This window comes from Pseudomonas sp. JUb42 (genome assembly GCF_024807945.1).
Taxonomy (GTDB): Bacteria; Pseudomonadota; Gammaproteobacteria; order Pseudomonadales; family Pseudomonadaceae; genus Aquipseudomonas.
Window position 1 is genome coordinate 113,250 of the sequence record NZ_JANUFD010000019.1, and the last position, 18,522, is coordinate 131,771.

The 18,522-nt window shown below is 61.4% G+C and carries 21 protein-coding genes and 1 pseudogene; 14 read left to right on the plus strand and 8 right to left on the minus strand.

Annotated features, from left to right (window positions below):
• Positions 1-39 precede the first annotated feature (39 nt).
• The 3 genes from M2401_RS30185 to M2401_RS30195 all read right to left on the minus strand — a co-directional run bounded on the left by M2401_RS30185 (position 40) and on the right by M2401_RS30195 (position 2,672).
• On the minus strand, positions 40-1,002 hold the full coding sequence (locus M2401_RS30185) for a FecR domain-containing protein (protein WP_259109635.1): 963 nt from the start codon (positions 1,000-1,002) through the stop codon (positions 40-42).
• Positions 999-1,508 carry a sigma-70 family RNA polymerase sigma factor gene (locus M2401_RS30190; protein WP_259109542.1) on the minus strand — a complete coding sequence of 170 codons (510 nt, stop codon included), beginning with the start codon at positions 1,506-1,508 and terminating at the stop codon, positions 999-1,001. Before M2401_RS30190 ends, M2401_RS30185 begins: the two co-directional genes overlap by 4 nt.
• 294 nt (positions 1,509-1,802) lie before the next feature.
• Positions 1,803-2,672, minus strand: coding sequence for a LysR family transcriptional regulator (locus M2401_RS30195; protein ID WP_259109543.1), 870 nt, complete (start codon positions 2,670-2,672; stop codon positions 1,803-1,805).
• 105 nt (positions 2,673-2,777) lie between these two features.
• Here M2401_RS30195 and M2401_RS30200 point away from each other — a divergent pair, with 105 nt between their 5' ends.
• The 7 genes and pseudogenes from M2401_RS30200 to M2401_RS30230 all read left to right on the plus strand — a co-directional run bounded on the left by M2401_RS30200 (position 2,778) and on the right by M2401_RS30230 (position 8,101).
• On the plus strand, positions 2,778-3,839 hold the full coding sequence (locus M2401_RS30200) for an alkene reductase (protein ID WP_259109544.1): 1,062 nt from the start codon (positions 2,778-2,780) through the stop codon (positions 3,837-3,839).
• Positions 3,840-3,990: 151 nt separating this feature from the next.
• Positions 3,991-4,482, plus strand: a complete 492-nt coding sequence (locus tag M2401_RS30205) for a GNAT family N-acetyltransferase (RefSeq protein ID WP_259109546.1) — start codon at positions 3,991-3,993, stop codon at positions 4,480-4,482.
• Between the two features lies 1 nt (position 4,483).
• Positions 4,484-5,398, plus strand: coding sequence for an aromatic amino acid DMT transporter YddG (gene yddG / locus M2401_RS30210; RefSeq protein ID WP_259109548.1), 915 nt, complete (start codon positions 4,484-4,486; stop codon positions 5,396-5,398).
• 119 nt (positions 5,399-5,517) lie between these two features.
• Positions 5,518-5,751 carry a hypothetical protein gene (locus M2401_RS30215; RefSeq protein WP_259109550.1) on the plus strand — a complete coding sequence of 78 codons (234 nt, stop codon included), beginning with the start codon at positions 5,518-5,520 and terminating at the stop codon, positions 5,749-5,751.
• Positions 5,752-5,753: 2 nt separating this feature from the next.
• Positions 5,754-5,972 (plus strand): annotated as a pseudogene (locus M2401_RS30220) (aminotransferase class I/II-fold pyridoxal phosphate-dependent enzyme); the annotation flags it as partial.
• 93 nt (positions 5,973-6,065) lie between these two features.
• The gene (locus M2401_RS30225; RefSeq protein WP_259109552.1) at positions 6,066-7,409 is read left to right on the plus strand and encodes an MFS transporter; all 1,344 of its coding nucleotides are present in this window, start codon (positions 6,066-6,068) and stop codon (positions 7,407-7,409) included.
• Positions 7,410-7,438: 29 nt separating this feature from the next.
• Entirely contained in the window at positions 7,439-8,101 is a 663-nt protein-coding gene (locus M2401_RS30230) for an RraA family protein (RefSeq protein ID WP_259109554.1), read from the plus strand.
• 333 nt (positions 8,102-8,434) lie between these two features.
• On the opposite strand, the gene M2401_RS30235 is transcribed toward M2401_RS30230, so the two are convergent.
• From M2401_RS30235 to M2401_RS30245, 3 genes are read right to left on the minus strand one after another with little or no spacing between them, the layout of a single operon-like run.
• Positions 8,435-8,557, minus strand: a complete 123-nt coding sequence (locus tag M2401_RS30235) for a hypothetical protein (RefSeq protein WP_259109556.1) — start codon at positions 8,555-8,557, stop codon at positions 8,435-8,437.
• Positions 8,554-9,762 carry an MFS transporter gene (locus M2401_RS30240; RefSeq protein ID WP_409034008.1) on the minus strand — a complete coding sequence of 403 codons (1,209 nt, stop codon included), beginning with the start codon at positions 9,760-9,762 and terminating at the stop codon, positions 8,554-8,556. Before M2401_RS30240 ends, M2401_RS30235 begins: the two co-directional genes overlap by 4 nt.
• A 16-nt stretch (positions 9,763-9,778) precedes the next feature.
• Positions 9,779-10,009, minus strand: a complete 231-nt coding sequence (locus tag M2401_RS30245) for a hypothetical protein (RefSeq protein ID WP_259109558.1) — start codon at positions 10,007-10,009, stop codon at positions 9,779-9,781.
• 180 nt (positions 10,010-10,189) lie between these two features.
• Between M2401_RS30245 and M2401_RS30250 the strand changes: the two genes are divergently transcribed.
• From M2401_RS30250 to M2401_RS30280, 7 genes are all read left to right on the plus strand, one after another.
• A complete protein-coding gene (locus M2401_RS30250) occupies positions 10,190-11,314 on the plus strand; it encodes an ABC transporter substrate-binding protein (RefSeq protein ID WP_259109559.1) in 1,125 nt (374 codons plus the stop codon).
• 115 nt (positions 11,315-11,429) lie between these two features.
• Positions 11,430-12,341 carry a branched-chain amino acid ABC transporter permease gene (locus tag M2401_RS30255; RefSeq protein ID WP_259109561.1) on the plus strand — a complete coding sequence of 304 codons (912 nt, stop codon included), beginning with the start codon at positions 11,430-11,432 and terminating at the stop codon, positions 12,339-12,341.
• Positions 12,334-13,335 (plus strand): branched-chain amino acid ABC transporter permease, encoded by a 1,002-nt coding sequence (locus tag M2401_RS30260; protein ID WP_259109564.1) that lies wholly within the window; start codon positions 12,334-12,336, stop codon positions 13,333-13,335. Before M2401_RS30255 ends, M2401_RS30260 begins: the two co-directional genes overlap by 8 nt.
• Positions 13,332-14,087, plus strand: coding sequence for an ABC transporter ATP-binding protein (locus tag M2401_RS30265; RefSeq protein WP_259109567.1), 756 nt, complete (start codon positions 13,332-13,334; stop codon positions 14,085-14,087). The genes M2401_RS30260 and M2401_RS30265 overlap by 4 nt, the downstream gene beginning before the upstream one ends.
• Positions 14,084-14,788, plus strand: a complete 705-nt coding sequence (locus M2401_RS30270) for an ABC transporter ATP-binding protein (RefSeq protein WP_259109570.1) — start codon at positions 14,084-14,086, stop codon at positions 14,786-14,788. Before M2401_RS30265 ends, M2401_RS30270 begins: the two co-directional genes overlap by 4 nt.
• Complete coding sequence (locus tag M2401_RS30275) at positions 14,785-16,203, plus strand: NAD(P)-binding domain-containing protein (RefSeq protein ID WP_259109572.1); 1,419 nt, start codon at positions 14,785-14,787, stop codon at positions 16,201-16,203. Before M2401_RS30270 ends, M2401_RS30275 begins: the two co-directional genes overlap by 4 nt.
• Before the next feature lie 332 nt (positions 16,204-16,535).
• Positions 16,536-16,772, plus strand: coding sequence for a hypothetical protein (locus M2401_RS30280; RefSeq protein WP_259109575.1), 237 nt, complete (start codon positions 16,536-16,538; stop codon positions 16,770-16,772).
• Positions 16,773-17,001: 229 nt separating this feature from the next.
• Here M2401_RS30280 and M2401_RS30285 read toward each other — a convergent pair whose 3' ends face one another.
• Together M2401_RS30285 and M2401_RS30290 are read right to left on the minus strand one after the other, a co-directional pair.
• Complete coding sequence (locus M2401_RS30285; protein ID WP_259109577.1) at positions 17,002-17,604, minus strand: cupin domain-containing protein; 603 nt, start codon at positions 17,602-17,604, stop codon at positions 17,002-17,004.
• A 198-nt stretch (positions 17,605-17,802) separates the two neighbouring features.
• On the minus strand, positions 17,803-18,513 hold the full coding sequence (locus tag M2401_RS30290; protein WP_259109580.1) for an urea carboxylase-associated family protein: 711 nt from the start codon (positions 18,511-18,513) through the stop codon (positions 17,803-17,805).
• Between the last annotated feature and the right edge of the window lie 9 nt (positions 18,514-18,522).

Sequence of the window (18,522 nt, forward strand, 5' to 3'; positions counted from 1 at the left end):
ACCTGGAATGACCAGTGAGGCGAAAAAAAGGGACAGGCTTCATGCAGTATTTTTTTGCGTGGTGGTTTTTCTTGGCACCAGGGTGACCCAATAGCGGGTACGCATCTGCACCTCCAACGGCAGACTGGCCGCGAGCAACGAGAGCACCCGGTCGGTATTGTCGAGGCGGAAACTGCCGGTGACCCGCAGTGTTTCCAGCTCCGGCTCCCAGCGCAGCAGGCCGGTGCGGTAGCGGCCAAGCTCGCGCAGGAAGTCGCCTAGGGCCTGGTTCTGCGCCATCAACACACCGTCGCGCCAACCGGGCAACAGCGCATCGAAGCTGCTGACCGGGCCGGCCCCGCTGCGCAGCAGGCTGACCTGTTGCCCGGCGCGCAAATCGAGGCTCGGCCCCTGCAGCGGCTGCAACTGCACCGTGCCGCTGATCACCGAGACCCGGCAATCATCGGCATTCAGACGCACACAGACTTCGCTCTGGCTGACCACGATGCGCCCGTATGGCCCATCGATGGTCAAGGCGGCGCTGCCCGGCACCTTGAGGGAAATCTCGCCGCGCAGCAGGGTCACGCGGCGCTTGCCCAGGTCGACATTGACGGCGCTGTCAGTATCGAGCTGCAAGGTGCTGCCGTCGGCCAGGGTCCGGCGCCGCTGTTCGCCGGTAGCGGTATGCAGGTCGGCGCGCCAGACATCCACCGGCAATTGCCGGCTGATCAGCCAGGCGGTCGGGACCAATGCGGCCAGGCCCAGAGCCCGCTTGAGCATGGCCCGGCGGTCCTGATCCGGTCGATCCAGAGTGGCCAGGGCCAGGTGGGTCGGCAGACCGCTGAAGCGCTGGCGCAGTTGCTGGACCTTCTGCCAGGCGCGCTCATGAGTACTGCTGCTGTCGCGCCAGTGCTGCAACTCGCGCTGATCGTCAGCACTGGCGTCACCGGATTCCAGCAGCGCCAGCCATTGCGCCGCCCGCCGTGCGACTTCGCGATCAGCGCTGGAGACCTGGCGAATCACCAGTCCACCAACAGGCAATGTTCATAGGCCTGGGCCATATAGCGCTTGATGGTGCGCTCGGACACGGCCATGCGCTCGGCGATTTCGCGATAGCCCAGGCCTTCGAGCTGACTCAACAGAAACGCCCGGCGCACCAGCGGCGGCAGACCGTCGAGCAGTTCGTCCAGGGCTTGCAGGGTTTCCAGCAGCAACCAGCGCTGCTCGGGGGACGGCGCACTCTCTTCCGGCATCTGGGCCAGGGCTTCGAGATAGGCGGTTTCCAGACTGCGACGGCTGTAGAAGTTGCTCAGCAGGCGCTTGCCCACGGTCAACAGATAGGCCCGGGGTTCGCGCATATCGACGATTTGCTGGGAGCTTGAAAGCACCCGCAGGAAGGTGTCATGACTCAGATCCGCCGCGTCCCAGGCATTGCCCATGCGTCGCCGCAGCCAGCTTTCCAGCCAGCCATGATGGTCGCGATACAAGGTATGCAGGGTCGCCTCCGTCGGCATTACGGCTTCAGTCATGTCTAGAGTCTCTGGGGCGAAGGCTGTCGCAAATGAGACTGATTCTAATTAGTGTTGTGCAGGGAAACCAAGTTCTTTTTCATCAAGCAACGCGTAACGTACTGAATCGCAAAAACTCTGTGGGAGCGAATTCATTCGCGAAAGCGGTGTTCCAGGCGATGAAGATGCGTCGAATGTATCGGCCCCTTCGCGAATGAATTCGCTCCCACAAGATTTGCCCTAATGTTTGCTGCGTGACAGCGCGGCGTCAAAGGCGGGGCGGGATCTCCCACAGGACCGGTGTATGCCCTCGCCTCACGCCAACCGCGTGCGCAAAAACTCGATAAACCGCTGCGTCTTGGCCGGCAGCAGGCGGGTTTCGGTAATGGCATAGATGGTCATCGGCGTGCCGCTCCACTGCGGCAGAATCCGGCAGAGCTGACCCGCCGCCACCTCATCGGCGACGATTTCCTCGGGCATCAGCACAATGCCCTGATCACAGGCAGCCAGGCGCCGGAGCAGGCCGACGTTGTTGGCAATAAAGCGCCCACCCACCCTGATCGACACCGTTTGCGCACCGTCATTTAGCGTCCAGGCTCCGGGTTTGAGGATGCCAAGGCATTGGTGTCGCTCCAGATCGTCGGGAGCGTGCGGCATTCCTGATGTCTGCAGATAACGCGGTGAGGCATATAAGTGAGAGGTCAGCGCAGCCAATGGCCGGGCAATCAGTTGTGAGTCTTCGGACTCGCCCATGCGAATGGCCACATCGAAGGGTTCGCTGACCAGATCGACGCGCCGGGAAGTCAGGTCCAGATCGAAAGTAATGCCCGGATACAGGTCAGCGAACTCGGCTATCAATGGCGCCAGATAAGTAATAGCGAAGTCCACGGGCAGCGAAACCCGCAACACGCCAGTGGGTTGCGCCAGCATCTCACCCAGTTGCTCATGGGCCAGTCGAGCCTCATCAACAATTCGTTTGCAGCGCTCGAAGTAGATCTGCCCGGCTTCCGTCAGCTCGACCTTGCGGGTGGTGCGGTGCAACAGGCGCAGGCCGATGGCCTTTTCCAGTGCGCTGATGCGCCGGGACAAGGTGGAATTGGGCATGCCCAGTATTTCAGCCGCGCCGCGAAAGCCCCGGGCCTTGGCCACTTCGACGAACAGCGCCATATCGTTCAGCAGCTCCACTGTATTGCTCCATATATGGATCAGTCATATCCATAAAGCCATATTTATCCCAAAAACAATAGCCGCGATGATGAACCCCTCGCTACTTACCTCTGGGAAATCATCATGAGTCAGACTTTTACCCCTGCCATCGTTGGCAACATCGAGCTGTCCAATCGCCTGGTCATGGCGCCCATGACCCGCAGCCGCGCGCAGTTCGACGGCACACCGGGCGAGCTGGCCGCCGAATACTATGCCCAGCGCGCCAGCATCGGCCTGATTGTGTCCGAAGGCACGCAGCCATCCGACGATGGCCAGGGCTACCTGACCACGCCGGGTATCTACAGCGACGCCCATGTGGCCGGCTGGAAAACCATTACCGATGCCGTGCATGCCAAAGGCGGCCGTTTCTTCATCCAGTTGATGCATGCCGGGCGCATGTCCCATCCCGATAACACCCCTCACCACCGTCAGGGCGTCGCGCCTTCGGCCATTGCACCGCACACGCCGATGTTCACCCCCACCGGCATGCAGGACATTCCTGTACCCCGCGCCCTGAGCACGGCCGAAATCCACCAGACCGTGGCCGACTTCCGTCGTGCCGCGCGCCGGGCCATTGAGGCCGGTGCCGACGGTGTGGAAATCCATGGCGCCAATGCTTATCTGGTGCAACAGTTCTTCGCTCCCAGCGCCAACGCCCGCACGGACGAGTACGGCGGTTCGATCGAAAACCGCGCGCGCTTTGCCATCGAAGTCGCCACGGCCATCGCCGCCGAAATAGGCGCCGAGCGCTCCGCCATCCGCCTGTCGCCCGGCATTACCCTCTGGGGCATTGATGAGGGCGAGCAAGGTCCGGCGCTGTATCGCTATCTGGTGGCGGAACTGGACAAGCTAGGCCTGGCCTACCTGCACGTCATGCATCAGGGCGACGAGTCTTTGCTGGGCGAGATCCGCACGCTGTGGAACAGCCCGCTGATCCTCAACCGTCCGGGCCGCGCCCGTGAGCAGATCGGCGCCGACCTGGCCGCGGGGCTTGCCGATCTTGAAGCCTATGGCCAGATGGTGCTGGCCAACCCGGACTTCGTTGAGCGCTTGAAGACCGGTGCGCCGATGAGCCCGGCGGATCCTGCGACGTTCTTTGGCGGGGATCGCAAGGGCTATATCGATTACCAGACGCTTAACGCCTGAGCGACTTCGTGCAGGGAGTGGGAGCCGCCTTGGTGGCTCTCACAAGTTCGCGATCGAACGCAACATCTCGGCCTTGCTTTGGCCGAATGAGCCAGTATCCTGCCCCGACACTTATCGACCCCCGTCGACGTCAGGAACAGAAGCCACTGCCATGACCACCCTCACCTTGCGCAACGCCGCTCCGGCGGACGTTGCCCGTTGCTATCAGATCGAAATAACCGCCTATGAAGGCGATGAAGCCGCCACCGAAGCGAAGATCGCCACGCGTATTGCCCAGTACCCTGAAGGTTTCCTGATCATGGAACAGGAAGGCCGGATCATCGGTTTTATCAACAGTGGCTGCGCCCATGTCGTGGAGATGTCGGACGAGCCGTTCAAGGAACTGATCGGCCATGACCCGGCCGCGCCCAACGTGGTGATCATGTCGGTGGTGATCGACCCGGCCGAACAGGGCAAGGGCTATGCGACGCAACTGATGCAGGCGTTCGTCGCGCAACAACGGCAGATGCACAAGCAGACCATTCACCTGATGTGCAAGGATCGCCACGTCGAGCTGTACCGGCGCATGGGCTATCGCTATATCAAGCCTTCGGCGTCGGACCACGGCGGCATGGCCTGGCACGAAATGCTCATGGAGCTGTGAGGTGCCGAATATCAGTGAAGGCCGGGCAACCGCCTGCGGTCTCGGCGCGATCCTGTTGTGGAGCACGGCCACTGGCCTGATCCGCAGCGTCACCCAGCTGTTCGGGCCGCTGGCCGGGGCGGCGATGATCTACTCCCTGGGCGCCGCCCTGCTGCTGGTGCTGCTGGGACGCCCGCGCCTGCATGCGTTTTCCCGCTTCCACTTTCTGTTGGGCAGCGTGTTGTTCGTGGCCTATGAGGTCTGCCTGTCGTTGTCGCTGGGCTTTGCCAACAGCAACACCCAGGCCATCGAACTGGGCGTGGTCAACTACCTGTGGCCCTGCCTGACCGTGCTGCTGGCAATAGTGATGAACGGCCAGAAAGCCCGCTGGAGCATCATTCCGGGCACGGCTCTGGCGCTGTTCGGCATTCTCTGGGTGGTCAGTGGCGACGGTTTGTCGCTGCAGGGAATTGTTGCCAGCGTGCAGTCCAACCCACTGAGCTACAGCCTTACCGCCAGCGGCGCAGTGATCTGGGCGCTCTACTGCAATATCACCCGGCGCTATGGCGGCAGCCAGAATGGCCTGGTGCTGTCGTTCTTCCTCACCGCCGGGGTGCTCTGGTGCAAATACGCAATCAGCAGTGAAGTCATCCCCGACTTCACTTGGCATGGCAGCCTGGAATTGTTGATCGCCAGCGCCGCCATGGCCGTGGGCTATGCCCTGTGGAACCTGGGCATCCTGCGCGGCAATATGACCTTGCTGGCCATTGTGTCCTACTTTGCGCCCGTGCTGTCTTCGGCCTTCGCCGCGCTATGGCTCGGTGCAGCGCTGACCGTGCAATTCTGGCAAGGCGCATTGATGGTCACGGCGGGGTCGTTGATCTGCTGGATGGCGACGCGGCAGCGAACGACGGCTCAAGTCCCGGACCCGGCCTGAAAATCGGCGATCCATCGCCATATTTCAACCATCGGGAATGCCCGCAAAAGCCATTCTGTTTGCCGCACAGCCAGGCGTCCATACGGCAAACCTATCAATAGCCCTTACCCCGAAGCCGGGTGATAAGCCCTTCCACCAGTGGATTGGGGCGGGTCAGCGAACGCCGGGCCGCCGGGGCGACGATCATTTCCCTGTGCGCAGGCGAGCCGGACTTCTATACGCCAGCGCATGTGCGCCGTGCCGCAATCGCCACCATCGAGCAAGTCCACACCCGCTATACCCCGGTAGCGGGCAGCCGGGCCCCGCGCGAGGCCGTCGCCGCCGAGTCCCGCACTGAAAACGGCCTGGAGTGAGTGCCGCGCTGATTGGCCGGACATCGCCTGGCGGGCGCCCGTTGCACAGCGATGAAGACATCGCCCATGCATTGATCGAGGAAGCCAATGTTGCCGTCGTCCACGGCAGCGCCTTTGGCCTGGGGCCGTATATACGCATTGCCTACGCGCTGGACGATGCGGCGCTGATCGCCGCCTGCACGGCAATCCAGCGGTTTTGCCACGGCGTTTCTGATCACTAAAAGTGGGCTATTGAGGTGATTATTTGTCGCTTTTTTTGTGGATTGGCGAGCATTAACTTGGCCCGACAACACTATAAGAACAAGGTCCGACTCATGTCCTTACCGAACGCCATCAAGCCCGCCGTGCGCAGCCGTTACCGCTGGGTCGTCGCGGCGCTGATTTTCCTGATCTACACCATCGCCGCCGCCGACCGGGCCAACCTGGGCTTCGCCCTGCCGTTTATCCGCAAGGAATTCGACATGAGCAACGCCGAGGCCGGCGGCCTGGTCAGCATGTTCCTGCTCGCCTATGCCCTGGCACAGATGCCGGCGGGCTTCGCCTTCGGCCGCTTCGGCGTGAGCAAGATTCTGCCCGGTGCCATGATCCTGACCTCGGTGCTGACCGGCCTGGTCGGTACCGCCGGTTCCCTGCTCGCCCTGAAGATCTATCGCCTGGGCCTCGGCCTGGCGGAAGGCCCGTTGCCGATCAGCATGACCACCACCATCAATAACTGGTTTCCGGCCCGGGAAAAGGGCACAGCGTCAGGGATATTTCTGTCAGCGGTGAAGTTCGGCCCGGTGATCGTACCGCCCATCTGCGCGGTGATCGTTTCAGTCTGGGGCTGGCGGGAGATCTTTTATTTCTTCGCCCTGCCCGGCATTGCCTTGTCGTTCGTCTGGTACTTCCTGGTCTGTGACAACCCCGGTAAAAGCCGCTTCGTCAACAAGGCCGAACTCGACTACATCACCCTGGAAACCCCTGCGCCGAACAACATCTCGGCAACCACAACCGTCAAAGAGAAGGCCCCGCCTGCCTGGCTGAGTCGGCTCGATGTGCTGATTCGCACGCGTGAAGAAGCGCCCCTGACCAGCAACCGAGAGGTATTCAAGTCATGGAATATCTGGGGCTGCGCCGTCGCGTATTGCTTCCAGCTCGGCGTCTCCAGCGTGTTGCTGGCCTGGATTCCCACCTACCTGATGAACGTCAAACAGTTTTCCATCGTCAATATGGGCCTGGTTTCGGCGGCGCCCTGGGTCGGTGCGGTCCTCGGCAACCTGTTGGGCGGCTACTGCTCCGACCGGTTGATGGGCGGACGTCGCAAGCCCGGCATGCTGCTCTCGGCCCTGGGCACCGCGCTGATGATGTACCTGCTGATCCACTCCCCTGCCGACCCGCTGCCCTACGGCCTGCTGCTGTTGTTGACCGGCGCGGTACTGAGCCTGGGCTTCTCCTCCTACATGGCATATCCCATGGGCCTGGCCACGAAAAAGACGTTCCCGGTGGCCAACGCCATCGTCAACATGATCGGCCAGTTCGGCGCCGCCGCAACGCCCTTCATCACCGGCCTGCTGTTGGACCACTATGGCTGGAACTACGTGTTCGCCTGGCTGGCGATCGGTTCGTTCATCAGTTTCGTGGTGCTGCTGACCATCGCCGAACCCCTGCCCAAGAAATAATTCTTACCTCTCAAAAAAGGAGCGCATGCATGTCCCCTCAAGATCAGGAACTGGTGGCGTTGTTCGACGGCCTGGACACCCCCGGCGTGTCCGACGCCCTGGACAAGCTCGGCCTGCCCGGCCAATGCCTGGGCATCATGCCCCTGGCCGATTATCGCCAGGTCATCGTCGGCCCGGCCTTCACCGTGCGCTACGTCAGCGCCAGCACCCCGCCGGGCACCGTGGGCGATTTCGTCGATGACGTTGCCCCAGGTGATGTGGTCGTGATCGACAACGACGGCCGTACCGACTGCACCGTGTGGGGCGACATCATGACTCAGTACGCCGGCAGCCGGGGTATCGCCGCCACCGTTATCGACGGCGTTTGCCGGGATGTGAACAAGGCCCTGGGCGACGGCTACCCGCTGTTCAGCAAGGGTCGTTTCATGCGTACCGGCAAGGACCGGGTCGAAGTCGAAGCGGTGAACCAACCGGTTTCGATCGGCCAGGCGCGGGTCTGTGCCAGGGATATCGTGGTCGCCGATGCCAACGGCGTGGTCATAGTGCCGCGCGAGCGCGCCCGGGAAGTCGCCGAATGCGCCCGTGGCATCGAAGCGGTCGAGGCGCGGATTCGCGGGCTATTGGCTGAGGGCAAATCCCTGCGCGAGGCACGGGCGGAACTGGGGTATCACACGCTGCAGCGTAAAAGCTGAGTCTTGGCCGACATCAGATTTAACGCAGGAGCCCCCGCCCCGCCTTCGGCACAACGCTCTGGTGCAGCAAACACCGGATGAGGTGAGAGCGAAACTGTGGGAGCGAATTCATTCGCGAAGGTGGTGTTCCAGGCGATGAAGATGCGTCGAATGTACCGCCCTCTTCGCGAATGAATTCGCTCCCACAAGGTGTGCTCCATGCCTCGGTTAGTGTTTGCTGCGTGACAGCGCGGCGTCGCAGACGGGGCGGGATCCCCCACCGAAGTGCCATTGTTTCAACCAGCCATGCCATCGTTCGCTTCTGCAGGGCAAGCGCCTCAAGCATCAACGCGCTCAGCACACACTCGACCCCAACTGCAAAGCCCGCAACCCGACATGCTGCCAGCCCCACCAGCCCAGCAGCATCAACGCCAGCAACAATGCCAGCAGCAGGATTCGCGGCAGCAGCCGGTTCACAGGGCGACACCCTGGGCCTGCAGCCGCGCCACCGGCCGTTCGCGTACCGGCCAGTTAAGGGCGGCGGCCAGCAGGCTGAGGCCGATGGAAACTTGCCAGATCAGCTCATAGCTGCCCATGCGGTCATACACCACACCACCGAGCCAGCCGCCGAGAAACGCCCCCAGTTGATGGAACAGGAAGACGATACCGCCGAGCATCGACAAGTTGCGCACGCCGAACAGCGTGGCGACGGTGCCGTTGGTCAAGGGCACGGTGGACAGCCAGAGCAGGCCCATGGCGATGCCGAACAGGTACGCGCTGGTGGTACTCACCGGCCACCACAAGAACAGCGCGATCACCACGGCCCGCAACAGATACAGCGCCGTGAGCAGACGCGGTTTGGACATGCGGCCGCCCAGCCAGCCGGCGGTGTAGGTGCCGACAATATTGAACAGGCCGATCAGCGCCAGTACCGTGGTGCCGGTGGTCGCCGCCAGATGCTGGTCAAGCAGATAGGCCGGCAGGTGCACGCCGATAAACACCACCTGAAAACCACAGACAAAGAAACCGAAGGCCAGCAGCCAGAAGCCGGAGTGGGTGCAGGCTTCGTGCAGGGCCTCGCCCAAGGTCTGTTGCGGGCCGCTGCTGACCAGGGGTTTGTCCTTGAGCATCGGCACCAGGGGCAGGATCAGTGCCACCAGAATGCCCAGTACAAATAACGCCTTGGACCAGCCCAGGCCATCGATCAGCCCCAGTGAGCCGGGCAGCATGATGAACTGGCCGAAAGACCCGGCAGCACTGGCCAGGCCCATGCCCATGCTGCGTTTCTCGGCAGGCAAGGCCCGGCCGACTACGCCGAGGATGATCGAGAAGGTGGTCCCGGACAGACCGATACCGATCAGCACGCCTGCACTCATGAGCAGGGTCGAGGGCGAATCGGCCATGCTCATGCAGATCAGCCCGGCCGCATACAGCACGCCCCCGATCAGCACCACCTTGCCCGCGCCGTAGCGATCGGCCAGGCCGCCGGCAAACGGCTGGGCCAGGCCCCACAGCAGGTTCTGGAAGGCGATGGCGAAGGCAAACACCTCTCGGCCCCAGCCAAACTGGGCACTCATGGGTGACAGGAACAGGCCGAAGCCGTGGCGTATCCCCAATGACAGCGCAAGAATCAATGCGCTGCCGACAAGCACCCAACCGCTGGTGCGCCAGATCGAGGTCATGGCTGGTTTTCCTTATTCAAATGGTCAGGGATGCGCCCCCTTGGGGCATGATGCCTGAGGGGCGCTTCACGCGCCCGTCGATTGGCGACAGCGCGTTCTGCGTTACCGACATTGCACAGCCGTACAGAGAGTCAGCGCCCAGAGCCGACTGCACTTCTTTTATAGCGAAAAAGAATATAAAACAATAAAACGATATTTGGAGAGTATAAACAGAGTGCGTACTCTTCGCTTCGCCGAACTTCGACATTGGAACTCCAGATCACCTTATAAGCGTCTGCTACTAAGGAGGAACTTACCTGGCCATTTTTCCAGAATCAGTACTTTAGTCGTACACCCTTGGAAGTGGATCCCTGTGTTTGGCCGTATTTATTTATATAAATATTCATTCAATTCGTTTTTTGTCACCCACGTATTCAAGGATCTCAACGTGATCAATAAAAAGGCAGTATGGGGCGTTGCCAGCCTGGTATTGACGCTAACCAATGTCGGTTCGATCGTGGCCGCCGAGCAACCGCTCAAGATCGGCTATCAGCTACCGCTGACCGGCAATACCGCGCAATATGGCCAGGACTTCAAGGCAGCGGCACAAATAGCCCTTAAAGAATTCAATGCATCCGGAAAACTTCCAGTGCCTGTGGAAATAGAATTCGAAGACTCCCGCTCCGACGCCAAGGAAGCGGTATCCATTGCGCGCAAGTTTGCCGATGATCCGGCCATCCTCGGTGTACTGGGCGACTTCACTTCGACGGTGTCCATGGCCTCGGCGCAAGTATATAAACGCGCCGGGCTGTCACAACTTTCCCAGACCGCCTCACACCCCGACTACACCAAGATTTCCCAATGGCAATTCCGCAATATCACCACCCAGGATCAGGAAGGCCCATTCAACGCCGACTGGATCGCCTCCAAAGGCTTTAAAACGGTCGCTGTCATTGGCGAGCAAACCGATTGGGGCCAGTCTGCGGTCCAGGCATTCGAGAAGAAGGCCAAGGAAAACGGCACCCAGGTGATATTTTCCGAGTACTTCAATCGCGGTACGCCGGACTTTCGCTCTCTGATCACCAAGATTGAACGGGCCCATCCGGATGTCATCTACGGCGCCGTGTTCTACGAGGATGCCGCCCAGTTCCTCAAGCAACTTCATCAACTGGGGGTGAAGACCCCGGTTTACTCAAGCTCTGCGGCCTATAACGAACAGCTGATCAAGCTGGCCGACAAGGATGCCGAGGGCTTCCACGTCAGCTCGACCTTTGTCCCGACCTTCGATACGCCAGTCGTTCACCACTTCGTCGAGGCCTGGAAACAGGTGCGTAACGGTGAAGTGCCCGGCCAGTTCCCGGCCCAGGCCTATGACGCCACCCTGATCATGCTCGATGCCGTGGCCCACGCCTATCCGGCCCCGACCCGGGAAAAAGTTCGTGAGGCACTGGCCAGCACCAAGGACTTCCCCGGGGTGACCGGCATCACCACCTTCGACGCCAACCGCGAGCCACAGAAAACCCTGGTCAAGGTTGAAATCGTCGATGGCCAGTTCAAGGCACAGCCCAACTGATCCGTGCCGCCATCACATGAGCACTTGAAATAAAAGACTGTCTGTGGGAGCGAATCAGCTCCCACAGCGGCTCTCCCCTGTCCTGCCCATACCCCTGTTTAAGGCTCTTGCGTCGATGGATTTATATTACGTTCAGCAATTGGTCATCGGCCTTTCCCAAGGAATGACCTATGCGCTGGTAGCGATTGGCTTCACCCTGATTTTCGGGGTGCTCAACGCCGTCAACTTCGCCCACTCCGAGGTCTATACCCTCGGCGCAGTGGCGGGGCTGTTTCTGATCGGCACCTGCGGGGCGCCTCTGGTGGCGATTATTCTGTTTGTCGTGGTGGTCGGCGCCCTCGCCGGGTTGGGCCTGGAACGGCTGGCCTTCAAGCCGTTTCGGCGCTTCACCGATGAAGCATCTTTGAAGTCCCGGGCCATGCGCGAGTCGACCCTGATGTCGTCCCTTGCCGTGTCGATCATCGTTCGCGAAGGCCTGGAACTGGGCATGGGTTCACAGATGCAGCCGGTGCCGGTGAGCTACATGCTCAATACCCCCATTGCCGTAGGCGGCATCACCATCGTCAGCGGCGATATCGTCATCTTCGCCGTATCGGCGAGCCTGCTGATCGGCCTGCAATTGCTGCTGAAGAAAACCCGTATCGGCCTGGCCATCCGCGCCGTGTCGAATAACCCCCTCGGCGCCAAGTACAGCGGGATCAACGTCGACCGCACGATCATCTCGACCTTTGTCCTGGGTTCGATTCTCGGCGCCGTCGCCGGGCTGCTGGTCAGCCTTTACTACGGTTCGGTATTCCCGGCCATGGGCTTTGCCCCCGGCATCAAGGCCTTTGTCGCCATGGTCATGGGCGGCCTGGTGTCGATTCCGGGTGCGGTGATTTGCGCCTTGATCCTCGGGGTATCGGAAAGCATGGCAACCACCTTCATGCCCTCGGTCTGGGCTGACATGGTGCCGTATCTGTTTCTGATCCTGACCTTGATTTTCTTCCCTCGCGGGCTGTTTGGTGGAGGGCGCGAACGTGTCTGATCGTCGTTTTTCTCCCGCTGTCATCGCCACCCTGGCGCTGATTTTCGTGGCGATCCCCTTGGCGTTGCACCTCCAGGGCGGCGGCTACGCCTATCAACTGGCCTGCCTGGTGCTGATCTTCGCCCTGCTCGCCTCGTCACTGCACCTGGTGTCGGGTGTCGCCGGCCTGCTGCATCTGGGGCAGGCGGCCTTTTATGGCCTGGGCGCCTATATCGCCGCGCTGGCAGGCAATGCCCTGCAGGTGCCGTTCTGGCTGGCCCTCCCCCTGGCAGGATTGGGTTCGGCGCTGATCGCCTTTGTCGTCGCCCTGCCCACGATGCGCCTGGTCAGTATTTACTTCGCCGTGGCGACCCTGGCCATCGGTCAACTGATCTACCTGCTGACCCTGAACTGGGTCGACCTCACCGGCGGCCCCAACGGCATCACCCTGTTCTCGCCAATAAACCTGTTCGGCATCGAGATCACCGGCAACACCGGCATCTACTATACGGTTGCGGTGACGGTATGCCTGTCGATCTGGGCCATCTACCGGCTCAGTTACTCCTATTACGGCAACGCTCTGCGCGCCCTGCGCGAGGACGACCAATGCGCTGCAGCCATGGCCATCGACACCGTGCGTCTCAAGGTCGAGGTATTCACCGTGGCAGCGTTCTTTGCCGGTATTGCCGGGGCGCTGTGGGCCTATACCACGGGCTATGTCTCGCCCAATGACTTCAGGTTTCCGGAAACCATCCTGATCCTCGCCATGGTGGTGGTCGGCGGCCTCGGCAGCCTGCCCGGCGCGATCATCGGCGCGGTGCTGCTGATTCTGTTGCCCGAGGCGCTGCGAGGCTTTGGCGATGTGCGCAATATCATCGTCGGTATCGTCATGTTCCTCTCCATCCTGTTCCTGCCCAAAGGTCTGTTCGGCGAAGTCCCGGCCATTTCCCTGGCCCGGGGCGTGTTGGGCGGCGCGTGGAAAAAGGACGGCGGGCAAAAGGTGGGCTGGAAATGATGTTGCTCGAGTTCAACAACCTGGTCCGCCGCTTCGGCGGGCTCAGCGCCATCGATAATGTTTCCGGCCATGTGGCCAAAGGCGAACTGGTCGGTCTGATCGGCCCCAATGGCGCGGGCAAGACCACCCTGTTCAACCTGATTACCGGCTTCGTCCCGCTCAGCTCCGGCAGTGTTCACCTGAACGGGCGGGACATCACCGGACGCGCGCCCCATGTCATTGCCCGTCAGGGTCTGTCGCGCACCTTTCAGAATCTGCGCATCTTTCCCAACATGACCGTGTTCGACAACACCTCGGTCGCCGCCACAGGTGTGATCGGCCAGGGCCTGTTCGAAACCCTCCTCGGCAGGCGCAGCCGGGCCAAACGGATATCCGAACGCACCTGGCAGGCCCTGGAACAGGTTGGCCTGCAACACTTGGCCGATGATCTGGCGGCCAACCTGTCCTACGGCCAGCGCAAATACCTGGAGATCGCCCGCGCGCTGGCCATGGCCCCCGAGCTGCTGATCCTCGATGAACCCGCCGCCGGGCTCAACGACACGGAAACCGCCGAACTGGCCGCGTGCATACGCCGCCTGCATGGCGAAGGGTTGAGCATCATGCTGGTAGAGCACGACATGAATCTGGTCATGTCGATCTGTGAGCGCATCATCGTGCTGGCCTCGGGCAAGAAGATCGCCGACGCCTCGCCGCTGCAAGTACGCGGCAACGCTGCCGTGCTGGAATCCTACCTGGGGACCGACGAGCCATGAATATTCTCGAAGTAAAGGAGCTGAAGATCAATCTCGGCACCCACGATATCCTCCATGGCATCAGCCTGACCGTGCCCGAGCGCAGCATCATCGCCGTGTTGGGCGCCAACGGGGCAGGCAAGACCACCCTGATGCGGGCCATCTCGGGCATCTACAAGCCCAGCGGCGGTCGCATCGTTTTCGCCGGCCAGGACATCGGCGGGCTGCCCAGCCATCAAGTGGTCGAACACGGGATTCTGCAAACACCGGAAGGGCGGCAGATTTTCTCCAACATGACCGTGCGCGAGAATTTGCTGGTCGGCGCGGGCCCCTACGGGCTGGCCGACGTCGGCCAGGTGCTGGACCTGTTCCCGGTTATCGGCCAGCGCTACCACCAGCTGGCAGGCTCGTTGTCCGGGGGCGAGCAGCAGATGCTCTGCATCGGCCGCGCCCTGATGCACAAGCCACGTATTCTGTTGATGGACGAGCCTTCACTGGGGCTTGCGCCCAAGGTCGTGGCCGAGATTTTCCGCCTCATCGAAACCATCCGCGCCCAGGGCCTGACCGTACTGCTGGTCGAACAAAATGCCCGGGCAGCCTTGCGCATTGCCGACTATGCCGCCGTGATCGATGGCGGGCATATCACCCTTGAAGGGCCGGCCGCGCAGATCGCCGCCGACCCGCGCATTGTCGAAGCTTATCTTGGAGGGCACACCCATTGACCACTCACACCCCATCCACCGCCCTGGCCACCGAGCGCCTGCGCGAGGAACTGGCCTACCTGAAGTTACCCGCCGCGAGCTGGCCCGCGCCGAACGACGACCTTGATGTCGCCATTATCGGCGCGGGCATGTTCGGCATCGCCGCCGCCGTGGCGCTGGTGCTCAAAGGTGTCAGCAATATCCGTCTGTTCGATAGCAGCGACAACGGCCGCAGCGGCCCCTGGACCACCTATGCCCGGATGCCCACCCTGCGCTCGCCCAAGGACTTACCGGGGCTGGCATTAGGTATTCGCGCCCTGACCTTCCGCGCCTGGTATGAAGCGACCTACAGCGTCGCGGCATGGGATTCGCTGTACAAAATCCCCAACGCGGTCTGGCAGCAATATCTGGACTGGATAGCCGCAGCCTTCGAGCTGCCCATTGAATACAACGCGACCATTCGCTCATTCACACCGGAACCGCACAGCGTCACCCTGGAACGGGACGATGGCAGCTCCGTGATCGCCCGGCGCCTGGTGATTGCCAGCGGTCGGGCCGGTGCGGGCGGCGTGAGCATCCCCTCCTTCATTGAGCCTGGGCTGTTTCCTTCGCTCGCTGCCCATACCTGCGATGCCATCGACTTCAGCACCCTGGCCGGTCGCCATGTCGCGATTCTGGGCGCAGGCTCTTCGGCCTGGGACAATGCCGCCACCGCTCTGGAACAGGGTGCGGCCCAGGTCACCCTGTATGCCCGGCGCAGCCACCTGCCGCAAATCAACAAGGCCAGGGGCTATGTCTACCCCGGTTTTATCGCCGGCTGGCACGACCTGCCCACGGAGCAGAAATGGGCCGTGGCGACCTATCTGGACGACACCCCACCGCCGCCGCCCCACGAGACCGTGCTGCGCACCCTGGCAGCAGGTGGCGAACGTTTCCAGCTGCATTTCAATTCGCGGATCGAGGCGATTGGCGAGTCCAACGGACGCGTGCAGGTGCAGCTCGCCGATCGCACCGATCAGGCGGATTTTCTGATCATCGGCACCGGTTTCCAGGTCGATCTGTCGCGCGACCCGTTGTTTGCCCAAGTGGCCGACCGGGTGGCGCTGTGGCAGGACCGCTTCGAACCGGCCCGGCAGACGCGGCGCCATCTGGGCCTGTTCCCGTGGCTTGGCAGCGGTTTCGAGTTGCAGGAGCGTGGCCGGGACGATGGTGACTCCGAACTTAATCGTGTCCACCTGCTCAACCACGCCGCCAGCCTGAGCTTTGGCTCCATTGCCTCGGATATCCCGACCATTTCCGCCGCCGTAGAGCGCCTGGCCGGGAAGATCGTGTCGCAACTGTTTGTCGAGTCGTTCGATACGCACCGGCAATATCTTGAGGACTGGGAAGTGGAGTGGGAACTGGAGAAAACGCCGTATTTGCATAAGGGCGAGTAAACAAATGGCAACACACGTAGGCCTTGAAACGCGGCTCGTGTAGGACGCTTCTGAAGTTTACCGATATGCTCTCGGACCGCTTGTAGATGCCTGAACAGGTGACTAATTTGCTGCCTGTCGTTGACACCAACGGCAGGGTTTAGTCGCCCTCAGTCAGAACAAGCGCACCGCATCCTCGCCTGTATTTCCCACAGCCGCGGTTTCATGGTGGCTGTGCACGGGGCACCTTCGGGTGCGCCGGGTTCCTGACAACGGTCGACTAACCCGTGTACAGCCGCCACCTTTCGTTTAGTCGCGCAGCGTGTTGGCCCAACCATTTTTCAGGAATTGTTATGAGCCAGACCATACCCAGCCCGTTTATCCTCGCCCCCGATACAAAAACCGAAGACGCCCTGCTCTTCGCCGCCCAATACCTCGATGGCGCCGCCGCCATCGTCTATGAAACCGCCGATAACAGCACACCCGAATACCGTCCGCTGGCCCGCTCAGGGTTGCAGCAGCTCAATCTTGGTCGGGCGGTGATTGAAGCGTTGCTGGCGAGACTGGCAGTCAAGCCGCAAACAGCCTGACCCTACGCTATCGCTCTACAAATGCTTGCCAGGGCTGCGGGCGAAAATCGTGTGGGAGCGAATTCATTCGCGAAGAGGCCAGTGACATCCGAAGCATGTGTATCGGCCGTAATAGCCCTTTCGCGAATGAATTCGCCCCCACAGAGTTCCGGTAATTCTATGGATTTTGCGTTGTTTGATCACAGCGGACGATATTCCGACTTGCCCGCGAATCAAAAGACTCGGTTCATCAGAACGTCGCCGGTGTATTCACCCAGAGAATCCGCACAATCTCGCGGCTCACATTGCGGTAGCCGTGGGCGACGTTGCTGGGAAAGTGGAACGAATCACCCGGGTTGAGGGTGTAAGTAGTTTCGCCCAACGTCAGTTCAAGTGTGCCCTCGATGACGTAACCCATTTCCTCCCCCGCATGCTCGATCATCTCGCTGACCATGCCCGGGGCGATGATATGAATGTCGCCTTGCAACAGGCCGCCTTTCTGCGGATGGGTCACCCGCTCCAGGTCGATATAACCGGCCTTGCCGCCCTTGGCAAAACGACTGACCTGACGCGCCCCGGCGCGCAGCACCGGTTCGTCCGATACCCAGTCTTCGGACGTCAGCTCGGACACGTTGCTGCCCAACGCCTGAGCCAGGCGGTGCAACATGGCCAGGGAGGGCGAGGCGGCGTCGTTTTCCAGTTTGGAGATCAGGCTTTCCGAGCAACTGGCGACTTCAGCCACCTGCTTCAGCGTCAGGCCCGCCACCTTGCGTGCATGGCGCAGGCGCACGCCCAGGCTGGGCAGGCCATCGGTGTGCAGGGCCTTGACGGGTGTCTTGCTGGGTTTGGTCATGCATTCCTCTTGCTGATCACGGTATTTCTGACTCGGCACTATCGCGCGGCAGGGCGAGAACTGTTGGAGCGTGGCTTGCCCGCGAAGGCGATATTTCCAGTGCAGAAAATGCATCGGATGTTCCGAATATTTCGCGTGCAAGCCTCGCTCCAACAAAACCGCGCCATTCGAGTGTTTATGCATTATCCAGCTTGCAAATCAAGCCTGCACCGAGAAGTGCACTTCTACCGGATTCAGGTCATTGATCGGCACGATATCCTGCGGGCAGGCGGACATTACCACCACTACGTCCATTTCGGCACGGATCTCGACCGAGTCGCCGGCCTTGGACACCGGCGGCAGCCACTCGACGCTGTGGTCGGGCTTGACCGGAATGTTCATCCACAGGTTGAACGGCTGCGGCACTTCACGGGAGCGCAGGCCAATGGCTTGCAGGGCCAGGCGCATATTGTCGGCGCAGCTGTCGTGATAGCCGACCACGCCCAGGTTGGTGTAGCGATGCAAGTCGCAGGCGGCCATCAGGGTGTCGTGGATGCCTGGCGACGTGTCGCTGAGCAAAGTGCCGATGGCGCGACGACGGTTGCTGAACAGGGTATCGCCGGGCCTGGGGATGATGCTGTTGCAATGGGCACGGGCGTGTTCCATGGAGAGGAATTCGCTCATGTCTTCGAGATTGAACAGCCAGGTGTCGCAGACCTGGGTGCCGTGGCTGTTGATGATCTTGATTACCTGACCGGCCTTGAGCAGCACGGCACGACCGCAGCGGGCCGGGACGGTATAAAGCTCGCCGAGCACGGGGGTGCCGTCGACGGAAATCGGCTCGTTGAGGGTCGCGTTGATGCCCAGGGAATTGCCGTTGTCGGTGTGGCAGCAGGCCGGGTAGTCATGAGCGTGAGTGATGCTGGTCATGGAGGACTC